The organism is Mitsuokella sp. AF33-22, assembly GCF_003475755.1.
Taxonomy (GTDB): Bacteria; Bacillota; Negativicutes; order Selenomonadales; family Selenomonadaceae; genus Mitsuokella.
In genome coordinates this window covers 1-17,512 of record NZ_QRQA01000019.1, presented here as the reverse complement: position 1 = coordinate 17,512, position 17,512 = coordinate 1, and the positions used below count along the sequence as shown (strand labels likewise).

General features: G+C 52.4%; 23 protein-coding genes. 20 read left to right on the top strand and 3 right to left on the bottom strand.

Annotation, left to right across the window (positions count from 1 at the left end; all coding sequences use genetic code 11):
* The first annotated feature begins 10 nt into the window (after nucleotides 1-10).
* The 4 genes from DWZ54_RS10975 to DWZ54_RS10960 all read left to right on the top strand — a co-directional run bounded on the left by DWZ54_RS10975 (nucleotide 11) and on the right by DWZ54_RS10960 (nucleotide 3,625).
* Nucleotides 11-718 (top strand): transmembrane domain-containing protein, encoded by a 708-nt coding sequence (locus DWZ54_RS10975; protein WP_147369918.1) that lies wholly within the window; start codon nucleotides 11-13, stop codon nucleotides 716-718.
* 139 nt (nucleotides 719-857) lie between these two features.
* Nucleotides 858-1,520, top strand: a complete 663-nt coding sequence (locus tag DWZ54_RS10970) for a Flp family type IVb pilin (RefSeq protein WP_118476310.1) — start codon at nucleotides 858-860, stop codon at nucleotides 1,518-1,520.
* A gap of 391 nt (nucleotides 1,521-1,911) precedes the next feature.
* Nucleotides 1,912-2,370 (top strand): DoxX family protein, encoded by a 459-nt coding sequence (locus tag DWZ54_RS10965; protein ID WP_118476308.1) that lies wholly within the window; start codon nucleotides 1,912-1,914, stop codon nucleotides 2,368-2,370.
* A 145-nt stretch (nucleotides 2,371-2,515) separates the two neighbouring features.
* On the top strand, nucleotides 2,516-3,625 hold the full coding sequence (locus DWZ54_RS10960) for an MBL fold metallo-hydrolase (RefSeq protein ID WP_118476343.1): 1,110 nt from the start codon (nucleotides 2,516-2,518) through the stop codon (nucleotides 3,623-3,625).
* Nucleotides 3,626-3,647: 22 nt separating this feature from the next.
* Here DWZ54_RS10960 and DWZ54_RS10955 read toward each other — a convergent pair whose 3' ends face one another.
* Nucleotides 3,648-4,535, bottom strand: coding sequence for a LysR family transcriptional regulator (locus DWZ54_RS10955; RefSeq protein ID WP_118476306.1), 888 nt, complete (start codon nucleotides 4,533-4,535; stop codon nucleotides 3,648-3,650).
* 169 nt (nucleotides 4,536-4,704) lie between these two features.
* Between DWZ54_RS10955 and DWZ54_RS10950 the strand changes: the two genes are divergently transcribed.
* The 7 genes from DWZ54_RS10950 to DWZ54_RS10925 all read left to right on the top strand — a co-directional run bounded on the left by DWZ54_RS10950 (nucleotide 4,705) and on the right by DWZ54_RS10925 (nucleotide 9,762).
* Complete coding sequence (locus tag DWZ54_RS10950; RefSeq protein WP_118476304.1) at nucleotides 4,705-5,697, top strand: aldo/keto reductase; 993 nt, start codon at nucleotides 4,705-4,707, stop codon at nucleotides 5,695-5,697.
* 43 nt (nucleotides 5,698-5,740) lie between these two features.
* On the top strand, nucleotides 5,741-6,568 hold the full coding sequence (locus DWZ54_RS10945) for an SDR family oxidoreductase (RefSeq protein WP_118476302.1): 828 nt from the start codon (nucleotides 5,741-5,743) through the stop codon (nucleotides 6,566-6,568).
* A 26-nt stretch (nucleotides 6,569-6,594) separates the two neighbouring features.
* Entirely contained in the window at nucleotides 6,595-7,539 is a 945-nt protein-coding gene (locus DWZ54_RS10940) for an alpha/beta fold hydrolase (RefSeq protein WP_233541697.1), read from the top strand.
* A gap of 15 nt (nucleotides 7,540-7,554) precedes the next feature.
* Complete coding sequence (locus tag DWZ54_RS12070; RefSeq protein WP_233541696.1) at nucleotides 7,555-7,728, top strand: hypothetical protein; 174 nt, start codon at nucleotides 7,555-7,557, stop codon at nucleotides 7,726-7,728.
* Nucleotides 7,729-7,787: 59 nt separating this feature from the next.
* On the top strand, nucleotides 7,788-8,303 hold the full coding sequence (locus DWZ54_RS10935; RefSeq protein WP_118476300.1) for a flavodoxin: 516 nt from the start codon (nucleotides 7,788-7,790) through the stop codon (nucleotides 8,301-8,303).
* Between the two features lie 328 nt (nucleotides 8,304-8,631).
* Entirely contained in the window at nucleotides 8,632-9,369 is a 738-nt protein-coding gene (locus DWZ54_RS10930; RefSeq protein ID WP_118476298.1) for a carboxymuconolactone decarboxylase family protein, read from the top strand.
* Between the two features lie 45 nt (nucleotides 9,370-9,414).
* Nucleotides 9,415-9,762 (top strand): flavin reductase, encoded by a 348-nt coding sequence (locus DWZ54_RS10925; RefSeq protein WP_118476296.1) that lies wholly within the window; start codon nucleotides 9,415-9,417, stop codon nucleotides 9,760-9,762.
* Nucleotides 9,763-9,852: 90 nt separating this feature from the next.
* Here DWZ54_RS10925 and DWZ54_RS10920 read toward each other — a convergent pair whose 3' ends face one another.
* Entirely contained in the window at nucleotides 9,853-10,551 is a 699-nt protein-coding gene (locus DWZ54_RS10920; protein ID WP_233541695.1) for a TetR/AcrR family transcriptional regulator, read from the bottom strand.
* Nucleotides 10,552-10,580: 29 nt separating this feature from the next.
* Between DWZ54_RS10920 and DWZ54_RS10915 the strand changes: the two genes are divergently transcribed.
* The 4 genes from DWZ54_RS10915 (at nucleotide 10,581) to DWZ54_RS10900 (ending at nucleotide 13,566) form a co-directional block, all read left to right on the top strand.
* The gene (locus DWZ54_RS10915; RefSeq protein ID WP_118476292.1) at nucleotides 10,581-11,273 is read left to right on the top strand and encodes a DsbA family protein; all 693 of its coding nucleotides are present in this window, start codon (nucleotides 10,581-10,583) and stop codon (nucleotides 11,271-11,273) included.
* A gap of 14 nt (nucleotides 11,274-11,287) precedes the next feature.
* The gene (locus tag DWZ54_RS10910) at nucleotides 11,288-11,926 is read left to right on the top strand and encodes an MBL fold metallo-hydrolase (protein WP_118476290.1); all 639 of its coding nucleotides are present in this window, start codon (nucleotides 11,288-11,290) and stop codon (nucleotides 11,924-11,926) included.
* Nucleotides 11,927-11,948: 22 nt separating this feature from the next.
* Nucleotides 11,949-12,959, top strand: coding sequence for an NADH:flavin oxidoreductase (locus DWZ54_RS10905; RefSeq protein WP_233541694.1), 1,011 nt, complete (start codon nucleotides 11,949-11,951; stop codon nucleotides 12,957-12,959).
* A 103-nt stretch (nucleotides 12,960-13,062) separates the two neighbouring features.
* On the top strand, nucleotides 13,063-13,566 hold the full coding sequence (locus DWZ54_RS10900; protein WP_199663361.1) for a recombinase: 504 nt from the start codon (nucleotides 13,063-13,065) through the stop codon (nucleotides 13,564-13,566).
* Between the two features lie 7 nt (nucleotides 13,567-13,573).
* Here DWZ54_RS10900 and DWZ54_RS10895 read toward each other — a convergent pair whose 3' ends face one another.
* Nucleotides 13,574-14,491, bottom strand: coding sequence for a LysR family transcriptional regulator (locus DWZ54_RS10895; protein ID WP_118476284.1), 918 nt, complete (start codon nucleotides 14,489-14,491; stop codon nucleotides 13,574-13,576).
* A 202-nt stretch (nucleotides 14,492-14,693) separates the two neighbouring features.
* Here DWZ54_RS10895 and acgA point away from each other — a divergent pair, with 202 nt between their 5' ends.
* From acgA to DWZ54_RS10870, 5 genes are all read left to right on the top strand, one after another.
* A complete protein-coding gene (acgA, locus tag DWZ54_RS10890; protein WP_158573655.1) occupies nucleotides 14,694-14,876 on the top strand; it encodes an ACGX-repeat peptide in 183 nt (60 codons plus the stop codon).
* Nucleotides 14,877-14,915: 39 nt separating this feature from the next.
* Nucleotides 14,916-15,950, top strand: coding sequence for a radical SAM/SPASM domain protein, ACGX system (acgM, locus tag DWZ54_RS10885; protein ID WP_118476280.1), 1,035 nt, complete (start codon nucleotides 14,916-14,918; stop codon nucleotides 15,948-15,950).
* Between the two features lie 5 nt (nucleotides 15,951-15,955).
* Complete coding sequence (locus DWZ54_RS10880) at nucleotides 15,956-16,534, top strand: nitroreductase family protein (RefSeq protein WP_118476278.1); 579 nt, start codon at nucleotides 15,956-15,958, stop codon at nucleotides 16,532-16,534.
* Nucleotides 16,535-16,554: 20 nt separating this feature from the next.
* Nucleotides 16,555-16,950 carry a VOC family protein gene (locus DWZ54_RS10875; RefSeq protein WP_118476276.1) on the top strand — a complete coding sequence of 132 codons (396 nt, stop codon included), beginning with the start codon at nucleotides 16,555-16,557 and terminating at the stop codon, nucleotides 16,948-16,950.
* 12 nt (nucleotides 16,951-16,962) lie between these two features.
* The coding region (locus DWZ54_RS10870) for a radical SAM protein (protein ID WP_147369917.1) at nucleotides 16,963-17,512 on the top strand (550 nt) is incomplete at its 3' end.

The window sequence follows — 17,512 nt, the reverse complement described above, 5'->3', positions numbered from 1 at the left end:
AGTGAGTCAGGTGAGGCGATGGTTTTTGATTTTGCTGCTGGTCGCATGTTCTCTGGCAGCTGCAGGCTGTATCAAAGCGGAAGAGACGGTGACCATCAAGGAAGATGGCTCCAGCACCATGGTGACGCGGATGGTCGGCAATGTGTTTGCGGCAGAAGCCCTGAAGTCATCGAAGGATGCGTTCGTCAAGGAGAATCCCGATGCCGTTGCCAAGGAAGTCCAAGACGGCGATATGACGGGCTATGAGATCGCGGTGTCCTATCCGGACATCGAGACACTGGCCGCCAAGGGCGGCGACATGTTCACAGCAGTGGAAGGCCGCAATGCGGGCGCTGCGGTGGCAAAGTCGTGGTTCTATGATACTTACATCTTTGATTTGTTCGTCGCGGGAGAGAAAATGGATACGGGCGCGCAGGATCCCGAGAGCCAGGCGATGGTGCAGGGCATGCTCGCTGAGGTCCAGTACAACTTCACGCTGAACCTGCCCGTCAAGCCGGAAACGCAGAATGCAGACAGTGTTGCTGGCGATGGCAAGAGCCTGACCTGGAATCTCAAGACGACAATCACAGAAGGAAAGGATGCGAAAATCCAGGCGAGATACCGCATCTACAATCAGACGCATATCGCCATGACCGTTGGCGGCATTGTGCTGATTTTGCTGATTGCGGGCGGCTTCCTCTATATGCGGCGCAGGAAGCAGAACGATGAAACCGCTTAAAATGGATCATGAAAAATCTCTTGCTCCTCGCTGATTGAGCAAGAGATTTTTTCATGGAGAAGGCGCGAAAAAAATTTACAAGTATCGTTCTTGTGATAAAATAAAAATAAACAAAGGATGAATTAGGAGATGCAAACACATGAGAAAACAGAAAGGTCAGGGCATCGTTGAATATGCATTGATATTGGCCTTCGTGGTGGGCGTGGGAGGCCTGCTCTTTGCCAATGTGAACGGAAGCCTGGCAGACTCCATCCGCTCTGTTTTCAGCAATGTCGGTACCCTGCTGGAAGAAGCATCAAAGCAGCCGCTTACGCCGGTCACTACAGCAAAAGACATCATTGAACGGCTTAGGCAGGGAAGGTATGAGGACCTGGCGGATGTGCTTCAGGGGAAACCAGATAAAACGCTGGTGATTTCTTCGGACAGTGCAGAAGGACAGAACCTGGCTCGGAAATTGAATATCCAGACAAAAGAGGGAGATGCCTGGTTTGCCAGAGTCCAAACTGATGGGATAACCGTGTTTTCGTATTACTCGGCAGAGGCCAACAATGGTATGACATACAAGCAGCTGGTAGCGGATTACAATAAAGATTCCAGCAAATATTATCTGCCGGGAATAAAGGACGCTGCTGGGAATAACAATAAATTTGTAATAATTGATGAAGGGTTGTTCAACAATAACGGAAAAAGTGCCGTGGGCTCGGGACAGACCTACTTTTCAAATGTCCGGGGCTATGTGGGGCCATCCCCCGGTGGAACAGGACTCATCATCGATCCCACGCCCACGAACAATCTTAAATAGGCTCCGATTGGCGGAGGGGACCCGCTGCGAGACATCGGAAATCGCAAAAAGGCACATACTGCCATCATATGAATTGCGGTATGTGCTTTTTTGCGTGTCACTCCTAGAACTTTTATTTATCCAGGAATTTTTTCAGGACTTCGCTGACGGTTCCGGCTGTTCGTTTGGCAATCGTTTGTCATCATGACATGGAGCTGCTTAGATTTCCATTAGTAGGGCAGGAATGACCGAGATGAATGCGGTCATATTGCTTTATGTACCAGCAATACGCAAGTATTTAATACCTAGTCAATGAAAAAATCGTTCTTGTCGATACTGCATAATTTGTATATTATATAAACAGATAATAAATATTTGTTAAATATACAAATTGAAGTAAGGAGAGATCCCTATGAAATCATTGCAGTACATCAACGGTATCATCGCGTCAAAGAAAGACATCGGTCTGCTCGTCTTCCGCATCTTGATTGGCCTGGCCTTCATCTGGCACGGCGTGCCAAAGCTCTTGAGCGGTCCGGAAGGCTGGAACGCACTTGGCTCGATGATGGGCGCGCTCGACATCCATATATTCCCGACGTTCTTCGGCCTGCTCTCTGGCATGGCGGAGACATTCGGCGGACTCTTCATCCTGCTCGGCCTGTTCTACCGTCCAATGGCCCTCTTCCTCGTCGGCAATCTCATGATGGCGACCTCCATCGAGCTCGCCTCCGGCGCACCGCTTCTTCAGGCCTCGCGTCCGTTTGAGGAAGGCGTATTCTTCCTCGGCGTCATCTTCGCCGGCCCTGGCCGCTACAGCCTCGACTACCTGCTTCACAATGAAGTCGGTGAAGAAGAGCACAGCTTGATCTGACATCGGCTTTTTGATGTAAGCTTCTTGCTTGTGCTATGCGTAAAAAAATAGCAGATGATTTTCGATAAGCATTTCACAGGAAATGCTTATTTTGCTATCATGGAAAGGATGAAATAACAGAAACAGAGACGGAAGGGAGAAAATGATGAACCGACGGACTTTTATACTGGGGGGCTTGGGCGTGCTCGGAGCGGCTGCGGTCGGCGGGGCGGGGTATCTGCACTCCGCGCGTTTTGGGCGGCCGTTCCGGCCGGAACGCCTGGCACGCATGCAGGCATCGCCTCATTACATCAATGGGCGCTTTGAATGCCTTGAACCTGTGCGCATTATGGAGGACGAGAACCAGAATCTCGTGACAGGCTGGCTGAACTATTTGACGGAGGACAAGACGGGCTCGGTGCCGGATGCACCGCTGCCCAGTGCGAAGACGGACCTCTGGGCACAGGACGCGAGCGAGGACTTCGTCGTCTGGATGGGCCATTCGACGTTCTACTTGCAGCTCGCCGGCCGGCGCATCCTCATCGATCCGGTCTTCAGCAGCTATGCCTCGCCGGTGTTTTTCCTCAATCGCGCCTTTCCGGGCAGCAACGTCTACAGGGCGGCGGACATCCCTGCCGTCGACCTCCTGATCATGAGCCACGACCACTGGGACCATCTCGACTATCCGACCATCATGGCGCTCAAGGACAAGATTGGGGAAATCGTCTGCCCCCTGGGCGTCGGGGAGTACTTTGAGGCCTGGGAATTTGACCCCGCGCATCTCCATGAGGAGGACTGGGATACGGACATCGAGGTCTTCCCGGACTTCCACGTCCACGTGCTGCCATCTCAGCACTTCTCCGGCCGCCTGCTCGAGCAGAATGCGACGCAGTGGGCATCTTTTGCCATCGTGACACCGGATCACAAGGTCTACTACAGCGGTGACGGCGGTTACGGCGCGCACTTCCGCGCCATCGGCGAGCAGTTCGGCGGTTTCGACCTGGCCCTGATGGAAAACGGCCAGTACGACCGCCGGTGGCACCGCATCCACATGCTGCCAGATGAGACAGCGCAGGCGGCAACGGACCTGCGGGCGCGCTATGTCATGCCCGCTCACAATTCAAAGTTTGCGCTGGCCAAGCACACCTGGCAGGCCCCGATGCAGGATCTGACCGCCGCCGGCACAGGAGCTCCGTGGCAGCTCTTGACGCCCGAGATCGGGGATAAGGTCGCCCTGTGGTCGCCAGACACCTTCCTTGCGTGGTGGGTTTCCTGAGAGAAAGCTCACCGGCTGTGCGTCAGACGGTAAAATCTGGATGCTGTCTGTATATCTGTTGCAGCAGTTGAACGAATTCCATAATAGCAGGACGATGGTCATTCTTATGCGTGTAGAGCGCGCAGGGAATGGCCGTTTTTGTTTGGAACAGTGTCCAGGAGAATTCACCATTGTGGTCATTGAGGAAGCCCGGCGCGAGGCAGATGCCGCGGCCTGCGGCGACATTCGTAAGCGTGGTCGCATGGTCGTGGCTGTTGAAGTAATCGAGATGGTAGTTGGCAATCAGCTCCTGTTGCAGCCTGCGCAGGGCCGGTGGCGAGCCGCCGCCGACCATCAGCGTGCGGCCGATGAGGTCTTCGGGCAGCAACGGTGTCTTATTGGCCAGCGTGTCGTCTTTCTGGCTGATCAGGTAGATGCGGCTGTCGAAGAGGGGATGGGTGACAAGGTCGGGGATCTGCCGGATCTCGTATGTCATGGCGAACAGGATATCCTGTTCTTGGCGCAGGAAGGCATCCTTGCCATGATACCAGTCAAAGGCCGGCTGGATGAGAATTTCCGGATGCATCTCGGCAAAGGTGCGGATGGCCTGCGGCAGGAAATAGAGCGCCGACCGGATGGGCAGCACGATGCGGATACTGTCCTGGTATTTGGCGCTGAAGTTCTGCCCCTGCTCGATAGCTGCTTGCAATGCCTGCTGGATGGTCTGGAGTGTCGTGATGAATTGTGCCCCGGCCGGCGTCAGGGAGGCGCCGCGGGCGGAACGCGAAAAAATCGCAAAGCCGATTTCGTCTTCGGCAGCCTTGAGCTGATAAGTCAGCGTCGGCTGTGAGATGAAGAGATTTTCGGCAGCTCGATTGAAATTCTGCGTTCGGGCCAGTTCCAGGATGCAGCGGATCTGTTTCGTGTTCATGGTGAGTTTCACTCCTTCAATCAAATAATTAAATCGGTAATATAATATATCGATTAGAAAAATAAAACAACAGGCCGTATAATAAAAGCATCAAACAGCGCTGCTGTGATGAGGTGGAACGAAAGACAGGAGCCCCGCACAAGGCGGGAGCAGGAGGAGTGGATTTTTGATGGAATATGTAAAATTCGGCAATACGGGCATGGATGTCTCGCGCATCTGCCTCGGCATGATGAGCTTTGGCAAAACGGGCAAGGAGAACGGCGTCTTCCCTTGGGCGAAGGATTACGAGGAAGGCAAAGCGATTTTCAAGAAGGCAATTGACCTCGGCATCAATTACTTCGACACGGCCAATGTCTACCAGATGGGCACGAGCGAGGAGATCACGGGCCGCTACATCAAGGATTTCGGTCTGGACCGCGATGAGATCGTCGTCGCGACGAAGGTCAATTTCGAGATGCGCCCGGGCCGTCCGAATGGTGGCGGTCTGTCGCGCAAGAACATCATGGCGGAAATCGATCACAGCCTCGAGCGCCTGGGACTCGATTACGTTGATGTGTACCAGATTCACCGCCTTGACCCGCATACGCCGATGGAAGAGATCATGGAGGCTCTGCACGATGTCGTGAAGAGCGGCAAGGCACGCTACATCGGCGCTTCGACCATCTTCGCCTGGCAGCTGGAACGTTTGCAGCAGATTGCCGAGCAGCATGGCTGGACGAAGTTCGCCTCCCTGCAGCCGCAGTACAATCTCATCTATCGCGAGGAGGAGCGCGAGATCCTGCCGCTCTGCGCGGACCGGAAGATGGCCGTCGTTCCTTGGAGCCCTCTGGCCGGCGGACGCTGCGCGCATCCGTGGGGTACCGTGACAGAACGGGATAAGGTAGACGATGTATCGCCTATGGTCTGGGATGCCACCAATGACGTGGACAAGGTGGTCGTGGACAATCTGGAGAAGATTGCCAAGGAACATGGCCGCACCATGGCGCAGGAGTCCCTGGCCTGGATGCTCTCGAAATCATACATCACTGCGCCAATCGTCGGTACGACCAGCGTGCAGCATGTGGAAGAAGCTGTCGCTGCCCTTGACATCAAGCTGGACGAAGACGAAATCGAGGCCTTGGAAGCACCGTATGTCCCCCATGTCAAGACGGGTGCGTATTGAGGAATTGGAGAAAGCGAACTGAAAAAAAGGAAGAGGTATTGTCATGAAAAAAGATGTGATGCTTGTAACAGGTGCCGGACAGCTTTCGATGGCGATTGCACGTCGCATGGGGTATGGGAAGAAAATCATTCTCGGCGATAAGAATCTGGGCCATGCCAAAGCAATTGCCAAGATCATGAATCAGGCAGGTTTCGATGTGGAACCCATGGAGATGGATCTGTCCTCGCGTGAGGATATCCGGGCCATGATTGCCAAAGCGCAGACGTATGGAGATATCAAGGCGCTCGTCAATGGCGCCGGTGTTTCACCCTCTCAGGCGCCCATCGAGCTCATCCTGAAGGTCGATCTCTATGGTACAGCAATCCTGCTAGAGGAGGTCGGAAAAGTCATCGCGGAAGGCGGCGTCGGTGTGACGATCTCCAGCCAGTCCGGCCACCGCATGCCGGCGCTCACGCCGGAGCAGGACAGGGCGCTCGCGATGACGCCCACGGAAGAACTCCTGAGCCTTGACTTCCTGCAGCCGGACAAGATCCGCGATACGCTGCATGCCTACCAGCTGGCGAAGCGCTGCAACGAGAAGCGCACGATGTACGAAGCCGTCCGTTGGGGCGAGCGAGACGCGCGCATCAACGACATCGCTCCGGGCATCATCGTGACGCCGCTGGCAATCGACGAGTTCAATGGCCCGCGCGGTGACTTCTACAAAAACATGTTTGCGAAATGCCCCGCTGGCAGACCGGGCACTGCTGATGAGGTAGCTGATGTGGCAGAGCTCTTGATGAGTGAACGCGCGCAATTCATCACGGGCGCGACCTTCCTCGTGGACGGCGGTGCAACGGCATCCTTCTACTATGGCCCGCTGCAGCCGTAAACCACGAGAACAGGAGAACATGTACAATGAAGAGGATGAGCAAGAAGGCGTGGCAGTCCGTAGCATTGGGACTTGCCTTGTCACTGGGGATGTACGCAGCGACGCCGACAGAAGCGGCGGCAGCCCAGAAGCCGCTGGCCATTGAGGAACAGGGCTCCTTTACCGTAGGCGGCACCTATAAAGAAAAACCGGGGAAGTTCACGCAGGAGAATTTCGTAGCCGAAGACGGTCAGCGTGCCTATGGCGATTTTGCCTATGTGGAATACCAGAAGCCAGTGAAGTCCAAGAAACTGCCGCTGATCTTCCAGCATGGCGGAGCTCAGTCAAAACGCACCTGGGAATCCGGCCCTGATGGTAGGGAAGGCTTCAATACGATGTTTGTCCGAGCCGGTTACTCTGTATATCTCGTAGATCAGCCCCGCAGCGGCGAGGCCAATCTTTCTACGGAAGCTGTGACGCCCGATACTCCTTGGGCAACGAACCCCATATACGGCGACAAGACACTCTATGTGCTGTCCCGCGTCGGCCATTATGATGAGGCTGGCAATCCTGTTCCCAACGCGCAGTTCCCTGCTGGCGAAAAAAACTATCAGGCATTTGAGCAGAGCTGGACGATTGGCTCAGGACCGCTTGATAACGACCTCAATGCCGATGTGCTCGCAAAGCTGGTGAACCAGCAAAAGGACGGCGCCATTCTCGTCACACATTCCATGGGCGGCACGATTGGCTGGCGTACGGCCATCCGTTCCGACAAAGTAAAAGCCATCATTGCCTATGAACCGGGCGGCACCCCCTTTATCTTCCCTCAAACGGAAATGCCGAAAATCACAGAAGCGCGGTTCAAAGCGCTATCCGCCTCTGCCATGGGCGTACCGATGGAAGATTTCTTGAAACTCACAAGGATCCCGATTGTCCTCTATTATGGGGATTACATCAAGATCGGTTCGGAAAATGTCGGCGAGGATAAATGAGGCACAGAGTTTGCCATGGCCCAGCAGTTCGTAGAGGCCATCAACCGCCACGGCGGCGATGCAACACTCGTGCATCTGCCAGATATTGGCATCAAGGGCAATTCCCACTTTCTCATGCAGGAGAAAAACAACAAGGAGATCCTGAAGCTGGCACTGGACTGGCTCCATGAAAAGGGGGTGGACAAGTAAGCCAGTGCGAAAGGAGAGCGGCATTCTGTGAAGGTGTTATTGGTCAATGGAGGAAGAATATGTCAAAAATACTGATTGCTTATTATTCCCGCAAGGGACAGAACTATATAAACGGCAGCATCAAGAATCTAGCCAAAGGCAATACGGAGCGGGTCGCGGAGTTCATCCAGCAGGCCGTCGGGGGAGATTTGTTTGAGATTCAGACGGTCAAGGAATATGCCGCAGATTACACGCAGTGCACGCTGGAGGCTAAGGCGGAGCTGCGGGCTAAGGCAAGGCCGCAGCTGAAGGAATATCCGGACAGCCTGGATGGCTACGACACGATTTTTCTAGGCTATCCCAACTGGTGGGGCACCATGCCCATGGCCTGCTACACCTTCCTGGAGAAGTATGATTGGAGCGGCAAGACCATGATTCCCTTCTGCACCCATGAAGGCAGCGGCATGGGAGGCAGCGAGCGGGAGATAAAGAAGACCTGCCCGGAAGCTGTGTTGAAAAAAGGCCTGCCGATTCATGGGGCTGAAGCTGCCGCATCTGAAGCTGAGGTCGCTGCTTGGGCCAAGGGCAGCATCTGATGAGACGCAGAGAGGAAAGAACGGGACTATGCTGTGACGGCTTGTGGCAGCAATACCGTCCCAAAGGGGCTGGAAGGAAAGCGTGTACAGGAACAGCCGGATACCGTTCGTCCCCAGGTAGACAAGTGGCTGGCATCATTAGGATACCAAAAATAATGGACGTGATTTTCCAGTGCAATGCGTGCTGATCTATACGTTTAAGGAATATCAGATGATTTTCGATAAGCATTTCAAATGAAATGCTTATCTTGCTATTATAAAGGAAAAGGAAAACAACTGTGCCGAAGTTGGCGGCACGGGATATACGAGAAAGAAGGATGTATCTATCATGGAGAAACAGACAGCAGGACGCAAGGCATTGGGCGATTTTGCACCGCAGTTCGCGGCGCTCAACGACGATGTGCTCTTCGGCGAGGTATGGGCGAGGGAAGCGGAGCTCTCGCCAAAGCTTCGCAGCATCGCGACGGTCTCGGCGCTCGTCGGCAAGGGAACCGCTGGCGATGCACTGCGCTACCATCTGCAGACGGCGCGGCAGCACGGTGTCACGAAAGAGGAGATGGCCGCACTGCTCACGCATCTGGCCTTTTACGCCGGCTGGCCGAACGCCTGGGCGGCGTTCCCCGTGGCCAAGGAGGTCTACGCCGATGCCGCTGATGCGGAGGGCCGCGGCGGCTTCTTCGGTCTCGGCGAGCCCAACGATGCCTATGCCAAGTACTTCACGGGCCAGTCGTACCTCAAGGTCCTCTCGAAGAAGGGCGACCCGCTGACCATCTGCAACGTCACGTTCGAGCCGGGCTGCCGCAACTTCTGGCATATCCACCACGCCAAGCAGGGCGGCGGCCAGGTCATCATCTGCGTCGACGGCGAGGGCTGGTATCAGGAAGAGGGCAAAGCGCTGCAGAGCCTGACCCCAGGCGATATCGTCGAGATCCCGGCAGGCGTCAAGCACTGGCACGGCGCCAAGAAAGCGAGCTGGTTCTCCCATCTCGCCTTCGAGATCCCGGGCACGGAGACGAGCAACGAATGGTGCGAGCCCGTCACGGATGGCGAATATCCGCAGGACTGATCATAAAAAGCAACAAAAACCATTGCGCTGGTCAATCGGGAACTCATGGGAGCGGCAGATTATTTCGGCTCGGTATCCGGCTACAGAGAGCCGGGGAAATTTGTCAGAACCGGATTGAAGGCGGTCAAGAGCAGCCATGTGGATGCCCCCATCATTGAGGGAAGCCCTTTGGTCATAGAGTGCGAGCTGAAAGAATTTGTCAGGACGATGAACTTCAGCACGGTCATCGGAGCCATTGTCGATGTAGCGGCAGATGAGTCTGTATTGGACGAGGCCGGGAAATTGGATGCTTCGAAAATAGGGCTGTTGCTCTATGATTCCTTCAGCAACAGCTATCGGTCACTAGGTGAGGTTGTTGGCAAAGCGTGGAGCGAGGGAAGGAGGTTTATGTAAATTCGACATACATAGAATAGATAAAATTCTTGTCGTGGGGGTGCAAATGCACCCTCTTCTCTTTTTGCCGAAGCATTATCCCGCAAGGCTTCAAGCTATCTCATAATTAACATATGCTCGTAAAATTCTTCGCACCATATCCTCCAGTAAAGTTTCACCATCACTTAAACACCATTCAAAAATACAGCCTTTAACTATAGTGCAAATATCCGCACTGACTTTATGAGCGTCAGTATTTTCTTTCAGATAACCGGCTCTCTGTGCCGCTACAAGCTCCATCTCGCATCTGGCCATAACCGTGTCCTCGGCAAATTTGCCATTCGTTTCCCCCATATAGTTATGGAGTGCCTGATTGCCGGGGGTGTAGAAACTCTTCATGAACTTCACGCCCAATGCGGTGTACTTGCAAATGAGATGCAGATAAAGTTCCGTGATACGTCCGGCAATATCGGATAAGGGGGTATTTAACTCAATTTCGGAAAAGGATGTCCCACGGACGAAGTGTATCAAGAGTTCGTCCTTGTTCTTGAAATGGTAATAAAATGTACCCGTGGCAACATCTGCTCTCTCGCAAACTCTCCGCACCGTGATATAGTCTGCGCCATGTTCCTCGATGAGAGCGATTGCGGCGGTCATGACTTTTTCTTTGTTTTCCTCCGGGTTATCCTTCTTGGGTGGGCGTCCGCACTTTTTCATAGGCTCACTATCTCCCTTGCAAATATTTTTAGAACACGCTCGATTTCTATTGACATTATATACTGCTTTGTGTATAATTGCAATATCGAACATATTCTATATTTCTTAGGGAGGACTAGAAGATGAAAATTGAATTGTGGTCGGATTATGCCTGTCCCTTCTGCTATATTGGCGAGAAACGGTTGGAAAAGGCACTTGCCGAGATTGACGGCGGCGATAAAGTAGAAGTCGAATTTAAGAGTTTTGAGCTTGACCCTTATGCCAGCCGCGAGGTTGTTTCGTCCACGTTAGACCGCTTTGCCGTGAAGTATCATCTCAGCAAGGAGGAGGCGGCAGAACGCATTGAGGCCATATCCCGCATGGGCAGAAATGAAGGCATCGACTTCCGCTATATTTCTACTCGTTACACGAATACCTTTGATTCCCTGCGCCTTACGAAATATGCTCAAGCAAAGGGGAAAAGCGAAATCATTACGCAGTTGTTTGATGCCTACTTTACCAAGAATTTGGAACTGGCCGACCATGATGTGCTGAAAAACATCGCTGGTCAATGCGGCTTGGATAGCGAGGAGGTGTCGGCGGTGCTGGCAAGCGACCGTTACGCTGCCGAGGTACGCACCGATGAGCAGGAAGCGATGGAGCGTGACATTCATGGTGTGCCGTATTTCCTGATTAACGGTAAATACACAGCCTCCGGCGCACAGCCGACGGCTATGTTGAAGGAAGCCATCGAAAAGATACTCGCTGAAGAAGCATCGGCGGCATCCTTGGAAGGCATGGTATGTGGGGCTAATGGTTGTAATTTTGCACAATAAGGTAGGCGAGCATCATGATTTTATCGTTGCCCGTGACAGGCGTTTTTACCACCAATGCCTACTTTTACATTGATGATGTCACCGTACATGGTTTTTTGCTTGATCCGGGTGCGGAGGCTAACACGCTTTTAGCCGTTATTCGTCAAAAAGGATTCACCATAGAGAAGATACTGCTCACGCATGGACATTTCGACCATATGGAAGCCGCAACGGAAATCAGCGATGCACTCTCTGTTCCTATCTGTATGCACGAAAAAGGGCGCGATTATGCGGAGAATCCTCGTTGGAATCTCTCGGAAGGCTGTGGGCTATATATCAAATTGGATGATGTAAATTACTTGCCGGACGGGAGCGAGATTGCCCTCGAGGCAAACCAAGCATTTTCTTTGGCCATGCATCATGTTCCCGGCCATACAACGGATAGCGTGTTCTATTATAGTGCCAAGGACAATGTGGCCTTTGTCGGCGATTCCATTTTCAAAAACAGCTTCGGTTTGACACATTTTCCCGGTGGGGATGAGGGAACATTGATGCAAAGTGTAACCGGGAAAATCCTGAATCTGCCGGAGAAGACCATCTTGCTGTCCGGGCATACAGAACCAACTACCGTGGGAGCGGAGCGGAAACGGTCATGGTATGCACCATTTTTGTGATGATTTTGGGGAGGAAGATAGAGTGGAGGCAAAATACAAATTGTCGCTGAAGCCGATAGCCATAGGTAATGTGATACTTAAAAACCGTATCGTCATGCCGCCCATTGCAACATATCAAAGCACAGATGACGGAAAAGTAACGAACAAAATGTTGGATTATTATGGAGCGCGGGCAACTGGCAATCTCGCCATGATAATCACGGAACACAGTTACATCGACATTTGTGGCAAAGCGCGGCAGAATCAGCTTTCCATCTCATCCGATGGAGACATTGAGGGCTTGAAACGGCTGGTGGATGCCATTCACAAAAGCGGGACAAGGGCAGTGGCTCAATTAAACCACGCCGGCAGTGCTGCTCCTTCTGATGTCACGGGAGAAATAGCAAAAGCTCCGAGCAGCGTGATTCTTCCTGTCTCGCCGATGATGGGAGACGGAACTGCACCGCAAGAATTGACTGTGCCGCAAATTGCTGAGATTGTAGAGCAATTCGCCCGTGCTGCCGAAAGAGCGAAAACGGCCGGCTATGACGGTGTTGAAATCCATTCTGCTCATGCTTATTTATTGAACCAGTTTTATTCGCCGCTCACCAATCATCGAGAGGATAACTACGGTGGTAACATTGATAAGCGACTGCGTATACACCGGGAGGTCATTCGCGCCGTTCGTGATGCCGTTGGCAAGGATTTTATGATTTCTCTTCGATTAGGTGGCTGTGACTACTCAGAGGGCGGTAGCGTTATTGAAGACAGCGTGTATGCCAGCAAGGTGCTTGCCGATGCTGGAATTGATATGCTTAACATCACCGGAGGAATGTGCCGTTACACACGGAAAGGACATAACGAGCCGGGATATTTTCAGGATATGTCGAGTGCCATAAAGAAAGCTGTTTCAATTCCCGTCATGCTGACAGGTGGAGTAAAGACTTTGGAGGACGCAGAAACGCTGTTAAAAAATGAAGCCGCAGATTTGATTGGAGTTGGCAGAGAGATTATGAAAAATCCATATTGGCTAAACGAACAACTCGAAGGCTAACGAAAAAAACCAAGTTATATTCATAGGAGGTGCAAAATCCCTGTCGAGGGGGTGCAAATGCACCCCCTTCTCTACATCCCATGTGACCGAGGAGGAAGTTAAGGTGACCTTCGTTACGGCATTCAACAAGCTGGTGACGGAGCGGGAGGAGATTGTTGCCAACGCTGAGATGGTTCGGCAGACGCTTTGCGATACCACGGAGTTGGAGCAGGAGAAAGCCACCTTGGGGCAGGAATTGGCGGTGCTGGTGGAGATGACGCAGAACTGCATCGCCGAGAACGCCCGTATCGCCCAAGATCAAGGGGCGTATCAGAAATACTACAACGGCTTGGTGGAGCGGTACGAGGCGGCGAAGTCACGCTTCGACGAGGTGACGGAGGCCATCGCAGAGCGGTCAGCCAAGAGCGAGAGGCTGGCGGGGTTCATCAAAACGCTCCGAGCACAGGAGGCGCCGTTGGCAAACTTTGACGAGCGGCTGTGGGGCTGTATGGTGGACTATGTGACGGTGGGCGTGGATGGCGGCATGACGGTGGTGTTCCGGGATGGGACGGAGACACGGGAAAATATGGCACAAAACCGACTTAAAAATAGCAAACATGACGATTGATAAATTCTCAAGGGGATTTGGAGGATAAGATAGAACGAGCTTCTATAATGAATTTGCAGATGGCAGAGTTATTGTCATGGTGAGCTTCCCCGCGACAATAAATGCCCATAGGTGCATGAGGAGATTCGTTCCACGGTAAAAAAGCCAATTCCTTATGCGGTAACGCCAGATGTTCGGGGATAAGCGCAAAACCCGCTCCTGCCAGAGTTAAATTGTAGGCTTCGCTGATGGTGGCGCAGAGTATGTTATCCAGTTCGTCGTTGACGGGGATGATGCGATGCCCACGGGAAAAGGTGTGCTTCAAAAGATACGGCGGAATGGCGATAATTTGGCGGTGAGGCCACAAATCTGGGGAAGAGACGCATTTTTTGCGTCTCTTTTTGCATTGAAGGGCAAGTTCATGCGCTTTGCTTACGATACAAACAAAACCCTCATCCCTAAGTTTCACGAAATCAATGGCTTCATCGGAAAATTTGGCATCCTTCATGCCGATTACCAAGTCAAGCTGATTGACGGACAGTCGGCGCAGATTGGCGTCGGTCTGGTCAAGGATAAGCTCCGGCGCAATATTTTTCTGCGTTGCCAGAATCGGAGCAAGTATTTTGCTGATGAGCCAGTTGGCATGGGAATCGGCATAGCCAATGCGCAGGATGCTCCGCTCACTTTTGTGAAAGCTCTCCATCCATTCCCGTGAACGATAGTAGATGGAAAGGATTTGACGGGCATCGGGCAGGAACTGCCAGCCGACCTGCGTCATCGTCACCGAGCGGGTGGTGCGCTGAAAAAGCTGGACACCTAGCTCGTTTTCCAGACTCTTGATTTGCCGGGAAACGGCGGGCTGTGTCATGGAGAGTTGCTCGGCGGCCTTAGCGTAGTTCAGCGTCTTGGCAAGGGTGGCAAAACACTCCAGTTGTTGCGTGTTCATAAGTTTACCTCGTAAGGTCTCAAGAATATGAATTCTCCATTTATCATATCACATAACAGGGGACGAAGAAACAGGTCATAAAAATTATTGATACGCTAGGCGTATCAATAATGCGATATTGGCATTTCACAAAGATAGGTTTTCCTGCTACTATAGGCTTGTCGTTAGAAATTGTACCGATAATGAAGAGAGGATGATTGACATGGCACTGAAGAATTTGGCAGCTTGGAACAAGAAGACGACAATGGTTTTGGCAAGCCCCTCTTGCGGCTCCGGGGATAAGGCGATTGGAACCGCCTGTGGCTCCGGCGACAAGGTTCTTGCTACTGCCTGCGGTTCCGGTGACAAAGTGATGCCGACTGCTTGCGGCTCCGGCGACAAGTAATTTTGGGTAGGTAAAAGAAGTGTAAGGAGGGCGACCAAAGTGAAACCGTATTTTTCATTCCAGTGGCATATCACCGATGACTGCGACCAACGTTGCAAGCACTGCTATATTTTTGCGGAAAGCAAGCAAAAATGTATCGACAGCATGACGCGGGAAGATATGCAGACAGTGTTGAAAAACTGCGAGGATTTTTGCGAAACCTTCGGCCGCCAGCCTTACTTCTACCTGACAGGAGGGGATCCAATCCTGCACCCTGATTTCTGGTGGTTGCTGGAAAGATTCAAGGAAAAGCACATCCCCTTTACCATCATGGGAAACCCTTTCCATCTGACCGATGAAGTATGCAGACGTTTGAAGGATTGCGGTTGTATCCGCTATCAGATGTCCATTGACGGACTGGAGGAAACCCACGATTGGTTCCGAAAGCCCGATTCTTACAAAACCACTCTGGATAAGGTTGCCATGCTGAATGGCGCGGGTATTCGCTCCATTATCATGACCACAGTTTCCGATAAAAATATAGACGAAGTGCCGCAGATTATTGATGCGGTAGTGGTGGCAGGAGCCAAGGTCTACGCCTTTGCCCGTTACTGCCCTACCAGCGAGGAAAAGAATACGAACATTACGCCACAGCGTTATCGGGAGCTCTTAGCCGAGTGCGACAGAAAATTCCGCGCCTATGAGGAAGCCGGATGCGAGACCTATTTCAATCGCAAAGACCACCTCTGGACGCTCTATGATTATGAAGAAGGACGATTCACTATACCAGAGGACGCAGAGCCGGACATGATTTACGGCGGTTGCAACTGCGGCAACGGGCATCTGACGATACTGCCCACTGGTGAGGTCTATGCCTGCCGCCGGGTGCAAAACAGCCGTGTGGGAAATGCGCTCAATGACCGCTTGGCGGATTTGTGGGTAAACGAGATGGAAGCCTATCGGGACTATGATAAATTTGTGAGGTGCAGCAAGTGCGAGCTAAAGGCTTGGTGTCGCGGCTGTCCCGCTGTAGCCGCCGCCAACTCTGACGGTGATTTTTATGCTGCCGACCCGCAATGCTGGAAGGAGATTTGAGATAGATGGATATACTCATGTTGATGAAGGAGCGCCGCTCCATACGCAAATACCAAGAAAAGCAAGTACCGCGGGAACTGGTGGACAAGATTGTAGAAGCCGGGCTTTATGCCCCAAATGCCGGAGGTGGTCAGCGCAGTATGATTGTCACTCTGCACAATGCGGAGCTGGCGAAGAAACTTGGCAAGCTGAACTTCTCCACCTTTGACCGCAGCAAACTGATCGGCGGCCATGTATCCGATGAGCAGCCATCGGTCATTGATGACCCGAACATCAAAAATGGCTTTTACGATGCTCCCACGGTCTGTGTGATTTTCGGGCAGAAGGATTTTCTCTTCAATGTGGCGGATGCTTTCTGTATAGCGGAGAATATGATTTTGGCGGCTCATGCGCTGGGCGTTGATTCCTGCATCGTTTCCCGCGCCGAGGAAACCTTTGCCCTGCCGGAAGGAAAGGCGTTTATGCAGGAATGGGGCGTGCCGGACACGATGGAGGCAAAGGCATTTGTGACATTAGGCTACCATGCGGGAGGTTATCCTCACAGCAAGCCTCGCAAGAAATGTCGGAATATAGTTGTTGAGTAGTTTATGGGGAGTGGCTGTCGATGAGTTTGCTGAAGGGATTGCACCATGCGGCCTTGCGTTGCTGTGGCAAGGCGGAAATGGACGATGTCATCACGTTTTATTGTGACGTGTTGGGTATGAAGAGACTAAGGAGTTGGGGCGAGGGCGTTGAAGCCGGCGCAATGCTTGACACGGGGAGCGGTGTGATTGAGCTGTTTGCCAATGCCGAACCCGGTCGCAAGCCCGGCCAGGTTGACCACATCGCTCTGGCTACCAATCAAGTGGACGAGTGCATGGCGGCCTGTGCCAAGGAAGGGCTGAAAATCATCATGCCTCCCAAAGATATCGTTGTGCCATGTGAAACGCCTTATCCCCTTCGTATTGCCTTTGTGGAGGGAAAAGCCGGGGAAATTATTGAGTTTTTCGATGAAAAATAGGAGGTTATTGATATGCATTTTTCCAGTGGCATCAACCGGCCTCCTTATGAGGCCAATGATGCATTTTTGCAGATTACATCGGGATGCAGTCATGGGAGCTGCAAGTTTTGCACCTTTTACAAGGACAGTCCCTTTTCCCTGTCGCCGATGGAGGAAATCGAGGCGGATATCAAGGAACTGGCTTATTCGGGGTGGAGCTTTGACCGGATTTATTTGCAGGGGGCAGATCCTTTTATCCGAAAGACAGAGGACTTGCTGAAAATCGCCGAGATGATTTACCATTATCTGCCCCAAGTGAAGTCCATCGGTGGCTACGCACGGGTGGACAACCTGAAAAACAAGACCGTGGAGCAGGTGCGGCAGCTCAAGGATGCTGGCTATAACTATTTCTACTTCGGTGTGGAAAGCGGCGACGATAAACTGCTCGACCGTATGAACAAAGGCTATCATGCCGATTATGTACTCAATGAGTGCCGCAAAATGGACGAGGCAGGAATGCCTTGGATTGCCAATTTCCTTGGCGGTTGTTCGCGTCGGGTGAAATTCGCCAAATTGCGTCGGT